The sequence below is a fragment of the Endozoicomonas sp. ALD040 genome (genome assembly GCF_049275945.1).
GTDB lineage: Bacteria > Pseudomonadota > Gammaproteobacteria > Pseudomonadales > Endozoicomonadaceae > Endozoicomonas_A.
Map to the genome: position 1 here is coordinate 6,929,448 of NZ_CP184829.1, position 21,708 is coordinate 6,951,155.

The 21,708-nt window shown below is 48.6% G+C and carries 4 protein-coding genes; all 4 read left to right on the forward strand.

Annotation, left to right across the window (positions count from 1 at the left end):
- The first annotated feature begins 196 nt into the window (after window positions 1-196).
- Entirely contained in the window at window positions 197-5,527 is a 5,331-nt protein-coding gene (locus tag ACOJUN_RS25385; RefSeq protein ID WP_422134615.1) for a hypothetical protein, read from the forward strand.
- Between the two features lie 9 nt (window positions 5,528-5,536).
- The gene (locus tag ACOJUN_RS25390; RefSeq protein ID WP_422134616.1) at window positions 5,537-10,801 is read left to right on the forward strand and encodes a hypothetical protein; all 5,265 of its coding nucleotides are present in this window, start codon (window positions 5,537-5,539) and stop codon (window positions 10,799-10,801) included.
- A 9-nt stretch (window positions 10,802-10,810) separates the two neighbouring features.
- Window positions 10,811-15,211, forward strand: coding sequence for a hypothetical protein (locus tag ACOJUN_RS25395; RefSeq protein WP_422134617.1), 4,401 nt, complete (start codon window positions 10,811-10,813; stop codon window positions 15,209-15,211).
- Window positions 15,212-15,379: 168 nt separating this feature from the next.
- Window positions 15,380-21,706, forward strand: coding sequence for a hypothetical protein (locus ACOJUN_RS25400; RefSeq protein WP_422134619.1), 6,327 nt, complete (start codon window positions 15,380-15,382; stop codon window positions 21,704-21,706).
- Window positions 21,707-21,708 lie beyond the last annotated feature (2 nt).

The following is a 21,708-nucleotide window of genomic DNA, read 5'->3' on the forward strand; positions in this document are numbered from 1 at the left end:
TTTCGCATATTCTGGCGAGTGGATTTTTTCATCCTTCAAGGCGCAACGGCGGGCGCGTAGTCATAGCTACGCAACCAGAGTTGGAACGCAGAAGGATGGAAAAAGCCGCCGTCCAGAATATGCGAAACCAACTGGTTAGGTACTTATAAGAGAAAACCCCTTAATCAGGCTTTCTACCCAGCTCTGAGGCAGTAGAATGACAAATGCCCGTCCCAATGCATTAAGCCTCGCAGTGGCTGTTGCAATCAGCTCTACCCTTATTGGTGCTCAGGCACTAGCCGATCGCAAGTTGCAGATAAAAGCTGCCGATATTCCGGGCAATGGACATGTGGAGATTACCCTGAGTGAGGTCAACGTCCAGCCAACATTAGGGAATGATCAGCAACCCATACCCAAATCCTTCACGACCACCTACCCTGCTCAGCCTCGTGACAGATTGAGCCATCACTTTAATTCTGTAGGCTTTTCGGAAGCTCTTGCTGATGCCGATGGTGACGTTTCCATTGTTGATGTGTTTGAAACAGGCAAAAATGGCGTTGCCCGAAAATACACCAAAGTCCTGAAAGTGGGTGATGAGGGACTCTTCAGGTTCACCCACAACCTTAAAGAAGAGAACCTGGTCATTGAAGTCAGAGGCAGAATGACCGATCAGGATTCCATTGAGGTGGTTCGCAGTCAATCATCTTGCAGCCTGTCATTAGAACCGCTGACGAAAATCGCCAGCTCCAGAGAACTGGCTGAGGTGCTGAACAGTGTCGATACCCTGAAAGGACAGCTCGGCGAAAGTGATCACTATGTTCCCCTTGCCACCGTTGAAGTAGAAAAAGTTGCAGTGGAAGGACGTACCTTCATGCGTCTTATCGCTGCAGGCGACCAGCCCCCTGACTTGCAACGTCTGGGTCAAACAGTCTTTGTCAATGATGATGTTCTCCTGGCAGCAGCCACCTCTGCCTATATCCGGGTTCATGTCCTGGGAGAGGAGTTACAACAGCAGGCGCTTAATGAACTCTTGGCACTCAGCAAACCCGTCGGGTTTGTTGTCCACGTCGAGGATGACAAACAGATTTTTCATGTGCCTCCGGGTTATTCAAGGCTGGAAGTTAAAGAAACTCCTGGAGAGGTTATTGTTTTTCATGGTCAGATGCAGGATCCGCAAGATGTCGTTTTTGTAGAAAGCCTCCATAACCTCTGGAAAAAAGCTGAGCTTAATAACCCCACGCCGGCGGCGGCAGCGGCAGCAACAACAAAGGTTATGAAACATAAAGTCAAAAGCTACCAGTACGTCCTTCGAAGCAAACAGATGACAGTGCTGGAGGGGCTTATTGTGAGGTACCCTGGCACCAGCAAATACCCATCAACGATACTGGCAGACAAAGATAGACGGGAGATGCATGCGCTTTCATACTATGAATATCTCATGCAGGCATTGGCCAGTGCTACTCCTGATGAAATGTATGGAAGCGATACCTTTGAACTCACACTGGAACACATCAGAATCGCTTCGTACGCCATCACGCCAACCTGGCAGCAGATTCAGCTGGCAAAACACTTCAGTTTCAAACCCGTACTGAGACATTTTCTGACTAAACAGCTTTATGTTCAGGGTATGCTGAATCTTGTACCCAATCTCGCTGAACCACTGACCAAAATGTTTCACGATGACCCGTTTATGGCCAAAATTCTGAGCGACATGGCCGGGCAGTTGGTTGAAAGGGAACTCCTGCTGGAAAAGCATCTGGCAACAGAAGGCAAACTCATTGAGGTTCGAGACCAGTTAAAGCTCAATCTGGCAACAGAAGGCAAACTCATTGAGGTTCGAGACCAGTTAAAGCTCAAAGTCGAGAGAGCTTATACCGATAGCCTTCAACTCAAACAACGGTTTGAGGATGAGATTGCCCAGATGCGTACAATGACGAAAACACTGCAAGACCAGTCACAGAAACTTCAGCGGGAACTTGCACGAATTTCAGAGCTGGAGCAAGAAGTTATTGATGCCGGAGAAAACGCCAGAAAAGCTTACAACGCTCAACTGGCAGAAGATCTTGGTATTGATAACCGGGATGATGACCAGCCAACAGAAGAACAATTCAGACTCATTAGACAGAAAATTCATGAAATCGGCACAGCGGCTGCCCAAGCAGGAACAGGCCATCCCAAAGCCATGCGTGAAGCCCTGGTCCTGAAGACAGTGAGTGACGTGGAAGAAGCTCTGGAATTAGAGATAGCTTTCCCCTGTAATAAAAAAGAGTTCGATATCTATCTCCGTCGCAGTGATATTTCTCAAGACATGGACAGACTTATCAGAAAAGCCAGATATCAGGCAGAGAAAGAAGCCCTGGATCTACTGGAATTCGCAGAACAAACACTCAACCTCAACGTCAACAAAGACGATGACAAAATGGCAAGATTCATCAGGGTTTTCAGGAAACTTGACACCGAAAATCACTCAGATGACATTCTGAATGATATAGACATTAGCCTTTGGACGTACAATGGCAAAGCTCGTGACGAGAGGGATATCAAACTCAGAAGAGTCCTTGCACATCTTCATTATAAAATCGAAGCCCCGGCTCCGAATAAGCTAGCCACAGAGCAACAGATCCAGCTGCTGGAAGCTGTAGAATCAATACTGACCCTCACATTGAATGAAGGGCACGGCAGAGCAGCAAGAGTGGCACTGGTTCATAGCATACTTGAGGGCGGTGATCCCTCAGAGGAGACTCTGGATCTGATAGATCAAACCCTCTGGAAACAAGACAGCGCAGTGCTGGACGAGAGGGCTCTCAAACTCAGGAAGCTCGGTGCGAGTCTGGCCTATAAAGTTGAAGATTGGTATCTGGATATACATAGCAATGAACAACAGAAAAAACTGCTTGCAGCCATAGAGCATGAGCTGAATATCTTCTTCCGTTGTGAAAGCCATGCTGCCAACAAAAGGGGCAAGGCCTTCACTGCCAGACTGGCCAGTGATCTGGATGTGGCATTTGAAGAAGATGCCTTCCTGCTTGAACAGAAGGATGCCCTGACAGGCAAAATTTGGGGATTAATTGATGAACTCAACGAAGTCTATCAGGATGAAAGTATCAAAAGAGCCAGGAACAATGAAATGGCCTGTCAGCTCGCTATTAAGGATTACAAAGAAGATGCCACTATCCGCGACCAGAACAGTTTGATTGAAGCAAAACTCCTGCAGCTGGATGAAGAAGTTTTCAAGGCGGGCAGCTCTACCGTTAATGAGCGTATCACAGCTATTGAAAATGAGCTTGACAGGCACATGGCTCTGCTCCCGAAACCTAAGCCCCGATACGCTCTTGACCGTGAGGTAGCCATAGCCAGGCGAAAAATAAAAGAAGCTGAAAGTGAACTGTTGGCGGCTAAGGAACAGGTCAGTCCTGAGGCTCAGGATGAAGGCAGTAAAGCAGACATTAAGAAAATGAAAACAGCCCTGAAGGCTGCCGAAAAAGCCGTCGAAGATGATGGCGGTCCCTTCCAGTACACGCCGATACAGGCAGAAACTCTCAACGATCTTCACATATTCGCGCAACAGCACCCTCTCAAACAACTGGCTCTGCAAGTCGCAAATGGCCTGGCAGAATTAGCATTAGAAAACGGTAAGGAAATACCCTACTTTCCAATTATCGATTTTGACGACGAATTTGCCCCCATTGGCTTGCGAGCAATGGTCGGGGACAAGCTGACGTTTGCACAGGCCAGTTGGGTTGTGGAAGTTTTCAAAAATCTGAAAACGACCTTTCCTGAACCTCCTTTCGAGCCTCCGGAAAATCATCTGCCTCTGAGTGTCACTTATAAAGTCCTGCGGCTGACTTGCTGGGCCAGTCACGGGATAGGAAGAGGGGCAAAAGAATACGACAACAGAATTCGCAGCATGGGCTCAGCAGGCATTGACTTTGTCGAGCATCTGCGAGGCGTTCTGAAAAGCTTCCCGGAATACTTCGCCAGCCATTCTGCCAGTGGCAACAAGATCATCGCTTTGCTGCGTGAAGGACTGATCAGCAAGGCTGAACTTGGGAACTACATGAAGGCCGTCAGAGGTGTCGACGGTTATCAAACAGTGGATGAATTTGAGCACTTTCTTGGCTACAAACAGGGTGTCAATGTGCCTCACTTCAAGAGTGCTGTCCGGATGCTGTCCGACAAGGGAGCTGAGGAATTCATGCAGAGTGCCTTTACTCCTGTGACCGTGACTGCGACCGACCCGGCAGCTATGAAAGAGTCGCTTGCCGGCATGAAGGAGTACGCAGCAGCGGTCATCGCCAACTATGTTCTTGACGATATTGCCTTTGACAATGGCCACAGGACGGCAGCCTTCCTGGCCAATGCTCAGGAGACCCTGACACCTTATGCCAATGCTGCCGGACTCTCTGAATCAGAACTGCTCAAGGCTGTCCATGGCACTTTGATGCAGGCGCATGCTGCAGTGGTTGAGTATCAGTTCAATGAATACTGGGGCAAACCTTCAGCCTTTCTCGTACAGGCCGTCACCTGGTATTACTCCAGCTACAAACCTCTGCTGGTGACCCACACTTCACTGCAGGCCGCCGAGCAGTCTCTCTTGAACATGTCGTTCCTCTATCTTCTGGATCTGACCAACCGGGGTGATTACCTGCACCGGATGCTCACACCTTTCCAGCACTGGTTGGAAGGCTACGGTGTTGATCCTGACCGAACCGGGCAATATGCCTACCACAGCGGAATTGAAAAAGTTTCTGAAGTGGGCGGGCTGGCCATGCCATTAGGTAAAGCCGCTTCCTCTGTCATTCTGCTGAGAACCGGCTCCATGCTGTTTGCCAGACAGTACAACGCCAACCCGCAGATGTATCGCAGCATTTCCCGTCTGGTGCCCGAAATAGTGAAATCCATGGGTTCCGGGCAAGGGGTTCAGGTACCGCTGCTGCACCGGGCGACACCACAAAAAGTGAAAACGCTGGCCTCGGCCACAGCCGGTCTGGTGCTGGGACCGGTAGCCACGTTCGGAGCGTACGCCCACGGCCTTATATCCGGATTTACTTATGCCCAAAGCTTCGGATTCGCTCTGGCGTCGGGTCTCACTTTCGACTTCTTGATGAACGACAACAAGCTGCTCACTCAATGGCTGGGTGGACCTCTGGGTCGCAGTCTTGACAAGATGAATCGCTGGATTGGTGCCGGTGAAACGCAAGATGAATATCTGAAACGTACGACGATTGCCACACCTCAAGGTTTCAGTGAAAACGATGAAGCCTACACAAACCGTGTTAAAGCAAACAACACAATGTATGGCTGGACTCGACACGAACATTATCTGCAGTTCCGTGAACGCCGTGATCGCACCATGAAACTATTTGACAATGGCTGGGAGAAATACTTCAGGGAAAATGTGCCGAAATGGTCGTTTTCCCATGCAGAAAGTATCCCATACTCCTACACTTTGGGAGCTTTTTACAAATGGCGACAGGGTGATGATAAAAAATCTCACGTTCATGATAAAAGAAGCGCCTCCCCAATCAGGCTTTCCAGCCAGCTCTGAGGCAGTAGAATGAAAAATGCCTGTCCCAATGCATTGAGCCTTGCAGTGGCCTTTGCAATCAGCGCTTCCATCATGAGTACACAGGCACTGGCCGATCGCAGGCTGCTGACAAGATCTATTGATATTCCGGGCAATGGACAAACAGGGTTTACCCAGACTGAGGTCATAGTTCAGCCAACTTCAGGTCATGACCGGCAACCCATACCCAAATCCTGTACAACCACTTACCTTGACCAGATTGAGGTTCAGATCAGGGATGGCATCAAGGTTATTCACGAAGGCTTCACCGACGTTATTGCCGACATTGGTGGCAGCGTTTACAGTGTTGATATTTTTGAAACAGACGACAATGGCGTTGCTCAAAAATACACCAAAATCCTGAAAGTGGGTGATGAGAGCGTCTTCAGGTTCATCCATAACCTTGCAGAAAGTAAGCTGGTCATTGAAGTCAGGGAAGGAATGACCGATCAGGCTTCAATTGAAGCTGTTCGTGCCCAATCAGGTGACATCCAACCATTAGAACCTGCAACGAAAATTGCCACTACCAAACAATTCGTCGTAATAATGAAAGCTGCATATAAAAAAGCAGGAAACCTTGGTGAAACTGATGACTATGTTGACCTCGTTACTATTGAAGTAGACCCGGTTGAAGTGAAAGGGCGCACCTTTATGCGTCTTATCGCTGCAGGCGATCAACCTCCTGATCTCCAGCGCCTGGGGCAATCGCTCTTTGTCAATGATGAGGTGCTTCTGGCAGCAGCCACCTCTGCCTACACCCAGGTTCATGTTCTGGGGAAAAAAGCACACCACGCAGCCCTGGCCAGTCTGTTGTCATACCATAGACCCGTCGGCTACGTTGTACACGTCGAAGATGACACACTGGCTTATCCTGTGCCTACTGATTATCCAAAGCTGGAAGTGGAACAGGCTTCGGAAGAGATTATTGTTTTCCGTGGTCAGAAACAGAATCCAACCGATATCGCTTTTGTGGAAGGCCACTACTCTGGCATCCGGGAAGAATATCGATTTAAAGAACTCCCTGCAAAGGTGATAACATACAAGGTCAAAGACTACCAGCACATCATCAGAAGCAGGCAGATGGCGCTGCTGGAGGAGTTCGCTGCTGACCTGGCTGCACAGCACGATGCCAGGCTTGGTGATGATAAGCTGCTGAAACTTGGCTACTATGAATCTCTTCTGCAGGCATTAACCAGTGCTGCTCCAGATAAAACCTGTGAATTTGAGTTCACAACAGATCACATCAGAGCCGCTGCATCAGTCATCACGCCCACCTGGCTGCAGTTTCAACTGATAAAAAACTTCAGCTTTAAACCCTTACTTAATAATCTTCTGACTAACCATAATTTTGTTCAGAGTATTCGGAATATTCAGAAACTCATACCCTACGACACCGACGTGATAGATGACTTTGGTGCTGGCGAAAAAACAAAGTTTTCCTCCAAAGTCAAGGATGACATCAGCGAACAGTTGCTTGAGATGGTTCATACGCAGGAAAAACGGCTGGCAAACGTGCCCGAATTCGCCAGAGCAGTCAAAACATCAGATGACATTACAATGGCAAGTGCCACTGACAGTGGTGAGGATAAACTGAAAGTAGAACTGATCAGACAGAAATTTGCGGCTGAGTTTAAAGAGCTTCGTAAATTGTTCCGGGTGTTGAAAAACACGGTTCATGAATTTCGGCAGGATATCAAGCAAATCCCGTGGCTGGAAGAACAGTTCAGTGATGCCATAGCAGATACCACAAAAGCACGCCACGCCCTTGCCGCAGCAATACTGGATACTGATATCTGGGATGATACCCGGCGAATGGAAGAAAAAGTCAGACTGTTCAGCAAGAGATGGTTTGAGCTCCATTCGGTGGCGGCAAAAAAACCGTTTCGGGAACAGCCTTATAAAGAAACGCTGGCAGCGATTGAGAGCCAGCTCGACATTGTTCCATACGATGAAAACGACCTGAGTGGCCGCTCTGAGTTCATTCTAAAGCATCTGCAACAACAGGTAGGCCAGAGCGATGAGATATTTCGGGATAAACTGGCTGTCGTTGAAGGTCAGCTCGGTCTGGTTCCAGATGAAAAAGATGGACCCCTGGCCCGCCAGGGTAACATTCGGAAGCTCCTTTGGCTGAAATGTGCCTGGGCCCAAGAACAAGATCTCGAGCATCAACTTCAACATCTACACATTAAACAACAAAAAACTGAGATCGCCGAACAACCTCTTCAGCAACAGAGCACCAGCGCAGATGCTGAAAGAGATCGAACACCAGCCCCCCCCAGGGTCAGGCCTGAAGTACTCATGAAACTGAGAGCCGTGGAAAAAACCCTGAAGATGGACGACCTGAAGGGCGAGGACAACAGCGAGGAGAATGTGTATCAGCGTCGTAACGCCATTTCTGAGAAAATTCACTCATACACAACAAAAGCCATAGAGGTGGCAGAGGAGGAGGCTCTGCATATAGTGGAAACACTGGAAGAAATATTAAAAATCAAAGCCAACAGAGAGGATAACAAAGCAACAAGACTTGCCGAAGTTCAGAGTGTGCTTCGTAGCTGCATCCCAAAATACTTGCTGCGTGAGGTGGAAGGTTTCATCTGGAAAATACGCATGACCTGGAGCAAAGTAGAGAAAGTAAGAGTCTGGAACCTTGTAGATTTTCTTGACATTAATGTCGAAACCCCGGATCCGGATGAGCGTGTCTTAAAACAACAGATAAGGATGCTTGAAGCTTTAGAGAACGAGCTGAACATCGACAAGAGTGAAAACCCTGCTGCTATAAAAAGAGGCAGGGAGGCTGCTGCTGAGCTGGCTTTGCCTCTAAAAGTAGAATTTGAAAAAGGTGCCAGCCTGAATGACCAGAAGAATGCTCTAAAAGCCAGTATTCGGGCATTAGAGGAAGAAGTATACCACCTCGACCACTATTGTCACGATGAAGATCTCGCGAGAGAGGGATACGATAAAATTGCTCGTCAACTCGACATTAAGAACACCAAGTACTACTTTGGTGATGAAATCATAAAGCCCATTGAAACAGAACTCCGGTGGCTGGATAGAAATGTTGATCTGCTGGGTCAGCCTGAGGTTGAGGAGCGTATTGCCGTCATTGAGAATGAGCTTGACAGACAAATCGCTCCGGGAGCTGAACCCCGATACATTCCTGATCCAGAGGTAGCCACTGAAGAACGAGCCCCGAAGGCTGCAGTGGAAGAGGTCAAAAATGACGATGGTTCCTTCCAGTACACGTCGGCACAGGCAGAAGTTTTGCACGCTATCCAAACATTCATGCAGCAGCACCCTCTCAAACGACAGGCCCTGCAAATCGCAAATGGTCTGGCCGAATTGGCCGTAATGAACGGTAAGGCAATACTCAACCTTCCGACTTACGATTTTGACGATGCATTTGCAGCGATTCGCTTGCAGTTAATGGTCGAAGACAAACTGACGTTTGATCAGACCAGTCAGATCGTACAAATCTTCAGGGACCTGAAGACGACTTTCCCGGAATATCCCGCTTCACAAGACGAGCCTCGCTGCCCTCTGGAAGAAGTCCAGAAACTGGTGCACAGGGCCAGAAATGAGATGGGATCCGGGGCTCGAGAATACGACAAAGAAATTTTCGGCATGGGCAAATCAGCGCTTCACTTCCTCGGGCGTGAAACGGATGACCTGGAAACCTTCCCAAAATACTTCGCTAGCCATTCTGCCAGTGGTAACAAGATCATGACTCTGCTGCATGAAGGACTGATCAGCAAGATTGAACTTTGGAACTACATAAAGGCCGTCAGAGGAATTGATGGTTATCAGACAGTGGACGAATTTGAACATTTCCTTGGCTACAAACACGACGTCAATCTGCCTCACTTCAAGGCCGTTGTCCAGATGCTTTCCGACAAGGGTATTGATGAATTCGCACTAATTGCCTTAGCTCCTGTGCATGCAACTGGTCCGGCAGGTGTGAAAGAGACGGTTGCCGGCATGAAAGAGTACGCAGCTGCGGTCATCGCCAACTATGTTCTTGACGATATTGCCTTTGACAATGGCCGCAGGACGACAGCTTTCCTGAGCAATGTTCAGGATACCCTGACACCTTATGTCAATGCTGCCGGACTCTCTGAAACAGAACTGATCAAGGCTATCCATGGCACATTGATGCAGGTTTATACCGCAGCGGTTGAGCATCAGATCGATGATTACTGGGTCAAACCTTCAGCCTTTCTGGTACAGGCTGTCACCTGGTACTTCTCCAGCTACAAACCTCTGCTGGCGACCCAAACCGCCGGGCAGGCTACCGCGCTGTCCCTGTCAAACATGGCGTTCCTCTATCTTCTGGATCTGACCAACCGGGGGGATTACCCGCACAGAATGCTCATACCTTTCCAGCACTGGCTGGAACACCATGGTGTTGATCTCGACCGAACCGGGCAACATGCCTACCACAGCGAAATTGAAAAAATTTCTGAAGTGGGCGGGCTGGCCATGCCATTGGGTAAAGCCGCTTCCTCCGTCATTCTGCTGAGAACCGGCTCCATGTTGTTTGCCCGTCAGTACAACGCCAACCCGCAGATGTATCGCGGCATTTCTCGTCTGGTGCCCGAACTAGTCAATTCTATGGGTTCCGGACAAGGGGTTCGGGTACCGCTGCTACAAACTGTGACACCGCAAAAAGTGAAAACTCTGGCCTCTGCCGCTTCCGGACTCGTACTGGGTCCGGTAGCCACTGTCGGAGCATACGCCCATGGTCTGGTATACGGATTCACCTATGCCCAAACCTTCGGATTCGCGCTGGCGTCGAGTCTCACTTTCGACTTCTTTATGAACGACAACAAGATGCTCACTCAATGGCTGGGTGGGCCTCTGGGACGTAGTCTTGACAGGATTAATCGCTGGCGAGGCGTGGGTGAAACGACAGATGAATATGTAAAACGTACAGCTATTGCCAAGCCTCAACGCTTTAATGAAACCGATGAAGAATATGCAAATCGTTTTAAGACAAGTGACATGATTTATGGCTGGACGCGACACGAAAATTATCTGCAGTTCCGTGAACGCCGTGATCGCACCATGAAGCTGTTCGAGAATGGCTGGGAGAAATACTTCAGGAAGAATGTGCCGAAATGGTCGTTCTCCCATGCAGAGAGTATTCCTTACTCCTACACTCTGGGTGCCTTCTACAAATGGCGACAGGGCGATGACAAAAAAGTTCACCTTCATGAGAAAAGAAACACCTCCCCAATCAGGCTTTCCAGCCAGCTCTGAGGCAGTAGAATGAAAAATGCCTGCCCCAGTGCATTCAGCCTTCTGGTGGCCGTTGCCGTCAGCTCCTCCATCATTGCTCCAAAGGCACTGGCCGATCGCAGGCTGCAAATAAGGTCTGTCGATATTCAAGCCAATGAACAGGTGGAGTTTATCCAGAGTGAGGTCATGGTCCGGCCAACTTTAGGTGATGACCAGCAGCCAATACCCGGATCTTTTACCACCACCTACCCTGACCAGTTTGGAGTCAGCGCAGGCTATATTGTTCCTGCTATAGGCTTTACAGACGTTCTTTCTGATTTCGACGGGCGCGTTTCCAGCGTTGACCAGTTTGAAACAGATGAAAATAACGCTGCCCTGAAATACACCAAAGTCCTGAAGCTGGTTGATGAGGGAATCTTCAGGTTCACCCATAACCTCCAGGAAAAGGAACTGGTCATTGAAGTCAGAGGCGGAATGACCGATCGGGATTCAGTCAGGGCCGTTCGTTCTCAATGGACTGACATGGAATCATTGGAACCGATAACGAAAATCGCCAGCCCCAGACAACTGTTCGCACTGCTGAAAGCTGTCGAAGAGAGAGCAGGAAACCTCGGCACCAGTGATGACTATACTACCCTTGCCACCATTGAAGTAGACAAGGTTGAAGTCAATGGGCGTACCTTTATGCGTCTTGTCTCAGGGGGTGATCAGCCTCCTGAACTGGAGCGCCTGAGTCAGTCACTCTTTGTCAATGATGATGTTCTCCTGGCAGCAGCCACCTCTGCTTATATCAAAGTTCATGTCCTGGGAGGAGAGTTACAGCAGCAGGCTCTTAATAAACTGTTGGCAGACAGCAAACCCGTCGGATATGTTGTACACGTCGAGGGTCACTCACGGGCTTATCCTGTGCCTGCGGGTTATCCGAAACTGGAAGTAGCGGAAGCCCCGGGAGAGGTGATAGTTTTCCATACTCAGAGGCTGAATCCCGATGATATCGCTTTTGTAGAAAACCTCTATGACCTGTGGCAAGAAGCTAAGGGTACTCCCCCCTCCTCTGCAATATTAACAGCAGTTAAAACCTATAAGGTCAAAAGCTACCAGTACGTCATTCGAAGCAGGCAAATGGCGATGCTGGAGGAGTTTGCTGCGCAGCACGATGCTGGAGAAAGCGAGGATCAACCGACGACGTTTTCAAAAAAAGATAAACGGGCGATGCATGCGCTTGCATACTATGAATCTCTCCATCTGGCATTAGCCACCGCTACTCCAGATGAAATACATGGAATCAACGAATTTCAAGTCACGCAGGAACACATCAGGGTCGCTCTGTCAGTCGTCACACCAAACTGGATGCACAATGAACTCGCAAAACACTTCAGCTTCAAACCCGCACTTGGAGATCTTCTGATTAACAAGCATTTTGTTCGGAAGATTATGAATTATATACCCGTTGGCGCCAAATTAAAGTTCAACACTTTATACGACGACGCACATTTTTTTTCCAAACTCCTGGGCGAAAGAAACAGACAGATGATTAAGTTGTTCAGCAAGCTGGATGAACTAGATAGCGAGAAAGCCATACTCTTGCGTTTCAAACGTAAGTTGGAGATTGAATCGAATAAAGCTGATGCCAGTGATGAGAAAAAACTGGAAGTGGGACGACTCTACCAGGAAATCAAGGATAAATATGCAAGGGTTCTTGATGAGCAGAGAGATCAGGGAAACCTCCATCGGGAACTTATGCAGGATGTCAGACGGATTCCTCCGTTGGAGAAAAGAGTTATTAAGGCCAGAATAAAGACCATAAATGCTCGCCACTCTAAAATGGCAATAGAACCTGGCATAGACGACCTGGATGAAACCCAGCCACTGGATGAGCAAATCAGGCGTCTCCTGGAGAAAACTGATGACACATGCAGACAGGCAGTCGTTAAAACTCAGCTCGTTCAACCACATCTTCAGCAAGAGCACACCAGAACAGAGGCTGAAATAAAAGCCCGCTATGCAACCCTTGCCGCACATTTAGAGATTCAGGATTTTGATAGCAGTGCAGACATTGACGTTCAACAGGAATGCCTGGTTCAAAAAATCAAGACAATAACTGCCGAGAAAAAAGGTCTGCATCAACAACTTAAGGCAATTGCAGACCTGGAAGAAGAAATTGATCGAAGACCAGCCCATCCTGAAATCATGTCTGAAGCCCTTGAGAAACTCACTGCCGTAGAAAAAAACCTGAAAATGGATGGACTTAAGAGCGAGGACGATGTGTATCATCGTCGTAACGCCATTTCTGAGAAAATTCATTCATACACAACAAAAGCCGTAGAGGAGGCAGAGCAGGAGGCTCTGGATGTACTGGAAACACTGGAAGAAATATTAAAAATCGAAGTCAACAAAGAGGATAACAAAGCAACAAGACTGGCCAGAGTTCGCGATAGATTTCACTGTGACATCCCAAAATACATGCTGCTTGAAGATGGTTCCTTCCAGTACACGCCGGAACAGGCCGAAGTTTTGCACGCTATCCAAACATTCATGCAGCAGCACCCTCTCAAACGACAGGCCCTGCAAGTTGCAACTGGTCTGGCCGAATTAGCCGTAATGAACGGTAAGGCAATACCCAACCTTCCGACTTACGATTTTGACGAGGAATTTGCAGCGCTTCGATTGCAGGTACTGGTCGGAGACAAACTGACGTTTGATCAGACCAGTCGGATCGTGCAAATCTTCAGGGACATGAAGGCGACCTTCCCGGAATGCCCCGCTTCAGAAGACGAGCCTCGCTGCCCTCTGGAAGAAGTCCAGAAGCTGGTGCACAGGGCCAGAAATGAGATGGGATCCGGGGCTCGAGAATACGACAAAGAAATTTTCGGCATGGGCAAATCAGCGATTCACTACCTCGGGCGTGATCCGGATGACCTGAAAACCTTCCCGGAAGACTTCACTACCCATTCTGCCAGCGTTAACAGGATCATAACTCTGCTGCATGAAGGCCTGATCAATAAGGTTGAACTTTGGAACTACATAAAGACCGTCAGAGGAATTGATGGTTATCAGACAGTGGCTGAATTTGAACACTTCCTTGGCTACAAACAGGGTGTCAATGTGCCTCACTTCAGGGCCGCTGTCCGGCTGCTGTCCGACAAGGGTGTTGAGAAATTCATTCTGAGTGCTTTTCCTGCTGTGACTGCAACTGGCCCGGTGGCTATGAAAGAGTCTGTTGTCGGCATGAAAGAGTACGCAGCTGCTGTTATCGCCAACTATGTTCTTGACGATATTGCCTTTGACAATGGCCGCAGGACGGCAGCATTTCTGGCCAATATTCAGAATACCCTGACGTCTTATGCGCATGCTGCCGGACTCTCTGAATCAGAACTGATCAAGGCTGTCCATGGCACATTGATGCAGGTTCATACCACAGCGGTTGAGCAGCAGATCAATGAGTACTGGGTCAAACCTTCAGCCTTTCTGGTACAGGCTGTCACCTGGTACTTCTCCAGCTACAAACCCATGCTGGCGACCCGTACCGCCGGACAGGCTGCTGAGCAGTCTCTCTTGAACATGTCATTCCTTTATCTTCTGGATCTGACCAACCGGGGTGATTACCTGCACCGGATGCTCGCACCTTTCCAGCACTGGTTGGAAGGCTACAGTGTTGATCTTGACCGAACCGGGCAATATGTCTACCACAGCGGAATTGAAAAAGTTTCTGAAGTGGGCGGGCTGGCCATGCCATTGGGTAAAGCCGCTTCCTCTGTCATTCTGCTGAGAACCGGCTCTATGCTGTTTGCCAGACAGTACAACGCCAATCCTCAGATGTATCGCAGCATTTCCCGTCTGGTGCCCGAAATAATGAAATCCACAGGTTCCGGACAAGGGGTTCAGGTACCACTGCTGCACCGGGCGACACCACAAAAAGTGAAAACGCTGGCCTCGGCCACCGCAGGTCTGGTGCTGGGTCCGGTAGCCACGGTCGGAGCATACGTCCACGGTCTTATTTCAGGGTTTAGCTATGCCCAAACCTTCGGATTCGCGCTGGCGTCGAGCCTCACTTTCGACTTCTTTATGAACGACAACAAGATGCTCACTCAATGGCTGGGTGGGCCTCTGGGTCGCAGTCTTGACAGGATTAATCGCTGGATTGGTGTGGGTGAAACACAAGATGAATATCTGAAACGTACTGCTATTACCTCACCTCAACGTTTCAGTGAAAACGATGAAGAGTACGCAAGCCGTGTTAAAGCAAACAACACCCTGTATGGCTGGACTCGATACGAAAATTACCTGCAGTTCCGTGAACGCCGTGATCGCACCATGAAACTATTTGAGAATGGCTGGGAGAAATACTTTAGGGAAAATGTGCCGAAATGGTCGTTCTCCCATGCAGAAAGTATTCCTTACTTCTACACTCTTGGAGTCTTTTACAAATAGCAAAGGGGCGATGATCAGAAAGACGGTCATGATAAGCGAAATTACCATCAATCAAGCTTTCCATCTGAAACCTCAAGATCACCATGAGCAATTTTAAAAGTTGCTTGCTCACTCTTTACGGCAATCACTTTTCACGGTAATAAAAGTACTCAGCGCTGAGGTAGTGGAATGACAAATGCTCACCCCAAGGTATTAAGTCTTGCAGTGGTCATTGCAATCAGCTCTTCCATTATTGGCACACAGGCGCTGGCCGATCGTAAGCTGCAGACAAAATCTGTCAATATTCTGGCCAATGAACCAGCCGAGTATATCCATAGTGAAGTCATGGTTCGACCAACTCCCGGGCCTGACGGGCAGCCAATACCGAAATGCTTCACAACCACCTACCCTTATCACCCTTATCAGGTTCCAGGTAAGGTGGTCTTTGCTCTTCCCACTGTAAGTTTTACAGAAGTTCTTTGTATGATTGATGGTAGCGTTGCCACTGTTGATCTGTTCGAAACAGACGAAAACAACATTGCTCAGAAATACACCAAAGTTCTTAAGATGGGTGATGAGGGCATCTTCAGATTTACCCATAGCCTTGATGAAAAGGAATTATTCATTGAAGTCAGAGCCGGAATGACCGATCAGGATTCAGTTAAGGCTGTTCAAGCACAATATCCCGGGCTATCTGGCATGGAGCCGTTAACGAAAATCGTCACCCCTCATCAACTGGCTGACTTGCTGATAGTGGCTAATGACATGGCAGGAAACCTCGGCACCAGTGACCACTACGTCGCCCTTGCCACCATTGAAGTAGAAAAAGTTGAAGTGAACGGGCGCACCTTCATGCGTCTTATCGCATCAGGCGACCAGCCCCCTGAACTGCATAGTCTGGGTCAATCACTGTTTGTCAATGACGAGGCTCTTCTGGCAGCGGCCACCTCTGCCTATTTCCAGGTTCATGTTTTCGGAAAGGATATACAACAGCAGGCTCTTAATGAACTGATGGCACACAGCAAGCCCGTCGGCTATGTTGCACTCGTCGGGGATGGCGCACAGGTTTCTCCTGTACCTGCGGGTTATCCAAAGCTGGAAGTCGCAGAAGCTCCGGGGGAGGTTATTGTTTTTCGTGGTCAGAAGCTGAATCCCCATGATACCGCCTTTGTAGAAAAGCTCCACAGCCTCTGGCAAGAAGCCGAGGGCAATAACCTGGCTCCTGCATTGGCAACAAAGATTAATGTATTTAAGGTCACAAGCTTCCAGCACGTTATTCGAAGCAGGCAGATGGCAGTGTTAGAGGAGTTTGCTGCACGGCACGGTGCTGAAGTGACCGAAAGTCAACCGCCGACGCTGACAAACGAAGATAAACTGTCGGCATCTGCGCTTGCATTCTACGAATATTTCCAGCAGGCATTGCACAGTGACAGTAAAGATCGGGCAATCACGGAAATAGAATTTGAGTTCACACTTGAAAAGATCAGAGCCGCCTCGTCCGTCATCACACCAACCTGGCTGCAGATTCAACTGACAAAACACTTCAGCTTCAAACCCGTACTGAGAGACCTTCTGAGTAATCAGAATATTGTTCAGGATATTATGGGTCTTGTACCCGTTGTCGACGAATCACCGCCCGATGTTTCTTACGACAACGACCGCTTTGCTTTCAAAGTTCTGAGCAACATGGCCAGGCAGCTGATTGAGAGGGAAAGCCTACTGACTGACCAGCTGAAAAGGGAACGCAAACTCACCCGGATTAACAACCACTTAAGGATCATGTTGGGCAAAGCCACTGCCATTGAAAAGCAAAAGCTCATAGTACTTCAGCTTAAATATCAGTCTGAGCATGATATTCGAGAGCATCATGACGCAACGGACAAAGAGCGAAGCCTGTTATGGGAACTCAGGCAGAAAGTCGACGAAATCCCGGAGCTGGAAAAACAAATTCGAACTGCCAGAGCGGAAGCCACAAAAGCCCGCAACACCCGGCTGGCAAAAGAGCTTGGCATTAAAAATTGGGATGATAGCCAGCTGCCAGAAAAACAAACCAGACTCATCAGTATAAAAATTCATGAAATCAACCAGGCATTGTTGGCAAGAGGACCGGCAACAGGAAGGCCTGAGGGAGACTCTATAGAAACAACACCGTTGGCTCTTCAGCACCAGAACACCAGAACAGAGGCTGAAATCAAAGCCAGCTATGCAACCCTTGCCGCACATTTAAACCTTCAGAATTTTGATAGCAATGCAGATATTGATGTTCAACTCGATCACCTGCTTCGGAGAATTGAGGTACTGAACGCTCAATTACAAGGTGAACATATACTGAACCTTCAACAAAAAAGCCTGTTTGACAGATTTCAGTCACTGAATACCCAGGGCAATACCCGCAACGAAGATCAACAACATTTGCTTCAGAAAATCCGGGCACTGAATGCTCAATGCTGTGCGGAAGAACCTGACGTCAAAGTTGAGCAAGATGGTCTGGCACTGATTTTAGGTATCAGGCTGGATGACGGCGCGATGGAAGAACACCCGGCCCTGAAAACAGCCATGTATAAGAGGTTCCGCAGTCTTGAATATTTGGATGAAGAACTGAAAGACATCAGAACACCAGGCCACCCCAAAGTCATGCCTGTAATACTTGAGAAACTGTCAGACGTGGAAAAAGCCCTTGATATGGATGACCTCATTAGTCAGGAAGATGTGTATTACCGTCGTCACGCCATTTCTGAGGCAATTCAGGCACGTCTGGCAAAGGTCAGGCAGCGAGAGGAGGAAGTGGCTCAGAAATTGCTGAAAGCAGTAGAAGAAATGCTCAACATCGAAGTCAATAATGAAGATGACAAAACAGCAAGGCTTGCCAGGGTTCGAACAAAACTTGACAGCGTTGATGTCTCAGAAGCCATGGTGGAAGAGATAGAGCATTCACTCCGCAAAGAAGACATCACATTCCGGAGCAGAACAGGGAACACAAAACTTCAGGATCTTCAAAGGAGCCTTGACTTTTATGTCGAAGCGATGAAGAGCGTGGCCAGAATACGACTGATAAGTACACTCAAAATTGTAGAGGGCAAGCTGCACATCTTCGACTTTGTACGCGAAGAGGCTGATGAAAGAGGCACGGCTTTCGTTACTAAACTGGCCAATGATTTGGGGGTATTACTTAGAAGGAAAGCCTACCTGCCTGAAAACAAGGATGTTCTTGAAAACAAAATTTTGGCATTAATGACGGAAGTAGACCAAGCCTGTGACAATGCGGATGTCAGAAGAAATGAGGATGCCAGAAGAAGCAGAAACAATGAAATCGCTCATCAACTCAGCATTGATTCCTATAAAGATGACGCCGCTATAGACGACCAGAACATTTTAATTAAAGAAAGACTCCAGGAGCTTTATGAAGAAGTTCTCAAGGCAGGTGTTATCACCGATGATGAGCATATCACAGCCATTAATGCTGAGCTTGACAGGCAAATGGCTCGCCTGGGACCTAAACCCCGATATGTTCTTGATCGCGAGTTAACCAGCGCCAGACAAACAATACAAAGAGCTGAAAGTGAACTGGCAGCCGCTCAACGCAGGCTGAATACTATACGTGGCAAACACATATTGTTTGCGGGGCGTCCCGCTGAGCTACAAGATCTCTCGAATGAAGAGAACATGGCCCTCAATCAGGCAATGAAACAAATTCAGATAGAGTTGGATCTGGCTGCTGTTGACGAACAAACCCCTGAGGAGCGACTGAGGGACTTCAGGCACTTCCTGCGGGGATACAATACAGAGAGACGGGGTGAAATCCTTAATGAACTGAAGGCCAAAACAGGTCTGAGCATCCAGATAAAGGGTGACTTCGATTCCGTGGCAGGCGCTGTAGACTTTTTCAGCCTGGCAGCCTTTCCAGATTCTGATGGTCAGGACGAAGACAATGAAGTATCGGGTGAAGTGTTTATAAACAGGAAAAAGTACTGTCAAATCGTGGAATTCCTGAATGAGCACTACAGAAAAAACATTAAACTGGGGGAAGCACGGCTTGAACAGAGGAATGCAAAAGAGAATCTGGATCGTAAAGTAAAGGAGATGATCGATTCTGGCGACATCGATCAGAAAGCTAAAACCCTGCATATGGACGAAATGGAGAGGCTGGGCTTAATATCGAAGCAGGCAAATGATGCCGTATCAAAAGCAGTAAAGGCTCTGTTGGATCATCATAAAGCGAGTCTTGACGCCACTGAAGAAACTGCGGGCCTCAAACCGGACTCTTCTGACACCCGTGAACACCGGATTAATGCTCTGAGAAACAAAAAGCTGCAACTGGGTGGGCGTGATGGTAAAGGTGGCAAGCATCATCAACTGGTTCAGGAATGGATTCACCTGCAAGATGAGATTGGAGCCAGGAAAGCAGACATTGAGAGAATGAAGGAAGTCCTGAGGGCTGCAGAGGAAGCCGTGGAAAATGATGGCGGTCCCTTCCAGTTCTCACCGAAACAGGTCAAGGTTCTGGCCGATATGAACACCTTCACAGAGCAGCACCCTCTCTGGCAACAGGCCCTGGACGCCGCACTGGGCCTGGCAGAATCAGCAGTCAAAAACGGTAAAACAATACCCAGCCTTGCGACGTTCGATTTTAACGATGAATTTGCACCCATTCGCTTGCAGGCACTGGTCGGAGACGATCTGACGTTTAATCAGGCCAGTCGGATTGTAGAAGTCTTCAAAAGCCTGAAGACGAGCTTCCCGCCCTTCCCTTTTGAGCCTGTTGAAGATCAGCCTCAGAATGTCATTGAACAAGTTCAGGCTCTGGCAGACAGGGCCAGGAATGAGATGAAAACCGGGGCTCAGGAATACGACGATGAAATACGCGACATGGGCAAAAGAGCTATTCACTTCGTCGAACATGAATCTGGGGATCTGAAAGGTTTCTCGGAATATTTGGCAACCTATTCTACCAGTGGCAACAAGATCATAGCTCTGCTGCGTGAGGGACTGATCAGCAAGATTGAACTTGAGAACTACATAAAGGCCGTCAGAGGAATTGATGGTTATCAGACAGTGGACGAATTTGAACATTTCCTTGGCTACAAACACGGCATCAATCTGCCTCACTTCAAAGCCGTTATCCAGATGCTTTCCGACAAGGGTGTTGATGAATTCGTGCAAAGTACCTTTACTCCTGTGACTTTGACTGCGACTGGCCCGGCAGCTATGAAAGAGTCGGTTGCCGACATGAAAGAGTACGCCGTTGCGGTCATCGCCAACTATGTTCTTGACGATATTGCCTTTGACAATGGCCGCAGGACAGCAGCGTTTCTGGCCAATGTTCAGGAGACCCTGACACCTTATGCCAATGCTGCCGGACTCTCTGAATCAGAACTGATCAAGGCTATCCATGGCACATTGAAACAGGCTCATGCCGCAGCAGTTGAGCAGCAGCTCAATGAGTACTGGGTCAAACCTTCAACCTCTCTGGTACAGGCTGTCACCTGGTACTTCTCCAGCTACAAACCGCTACTGGCAACCCGTACCGCCTGGCAGGCTGCCGCGCTGTCCCTGGCAAATATGTCGTTCCTCTATCTTCTGGATCTGACCAACCGGGGGGATTACCTGCATCGGGTGCTGACACCTTTCCAGCACTGGCTGGAAGGCTATGGTGTTGATCTTGGCCGAACCGGGCAATATGCCTACCACAGCGACCTTGAACAAGTCACTGAAGTGGGCGGGCTGGCCATGCCATTGGGTAAAGCCGCTTCCTCCGTCATTCTGCTGAGAACCGGCTCTATGCTGTTTGCCCGACAGTACAACGCCAACCCGCAGAGGTATCGCAGCATTTCTCGTCTGGTGCCCGAACTAGTGAAATCCATAGGTTCCGGACAAGGGGTTCAAGTACCCCTGCTGCACAGGGCGACACCACAAAAAGTAAAAACCCTGGCCTCGGCCACCGCCGGTCTGGTGCTGGGCCCGGTAGCCACGGTCGGAGCATACGCTCACGGTCTTATATCAGGGTTTACCTATGCCCAAACCTTCGGGTTCGCGCTGGCGTCGGGTCTCACTTTCGATTTCTTTATGAACGACAACAAGATGCTCACTCAATGGCTGGGTGGACCTCTGGGTCGCAGTCTTGACAAGATTAATCGCTGGCTGGGCGTGGGTGAAAGGCAAGATAACTATGTAAAACGTACGACAGTTTCTACACCTCAACGCTTCAATGAAAACGATGAAGCCTACGCAAACCGTATTAAAGCAAACAGCACCCTGTATGGCTGGACTCGACATGAAAATTACCTGCAGTTCCGTGAACGCCGTGATCGCACCATGAAACTGTTTGAGAATGGCTGGGAGAAATACTTCAGGGAGAATGTGCCTAAATGGTCGTTCTCCCATGCAGAAAGTATTCCTTACTTCTACACTCTTGGAGTCTTTTACGAATGGCAAAAGGGCGATGATCAGAAAGACGGTCATGATAAGAGAAATTACCATCAATCAAGCTTTCCATCTGAAACCTCAAGATCACCATGAGC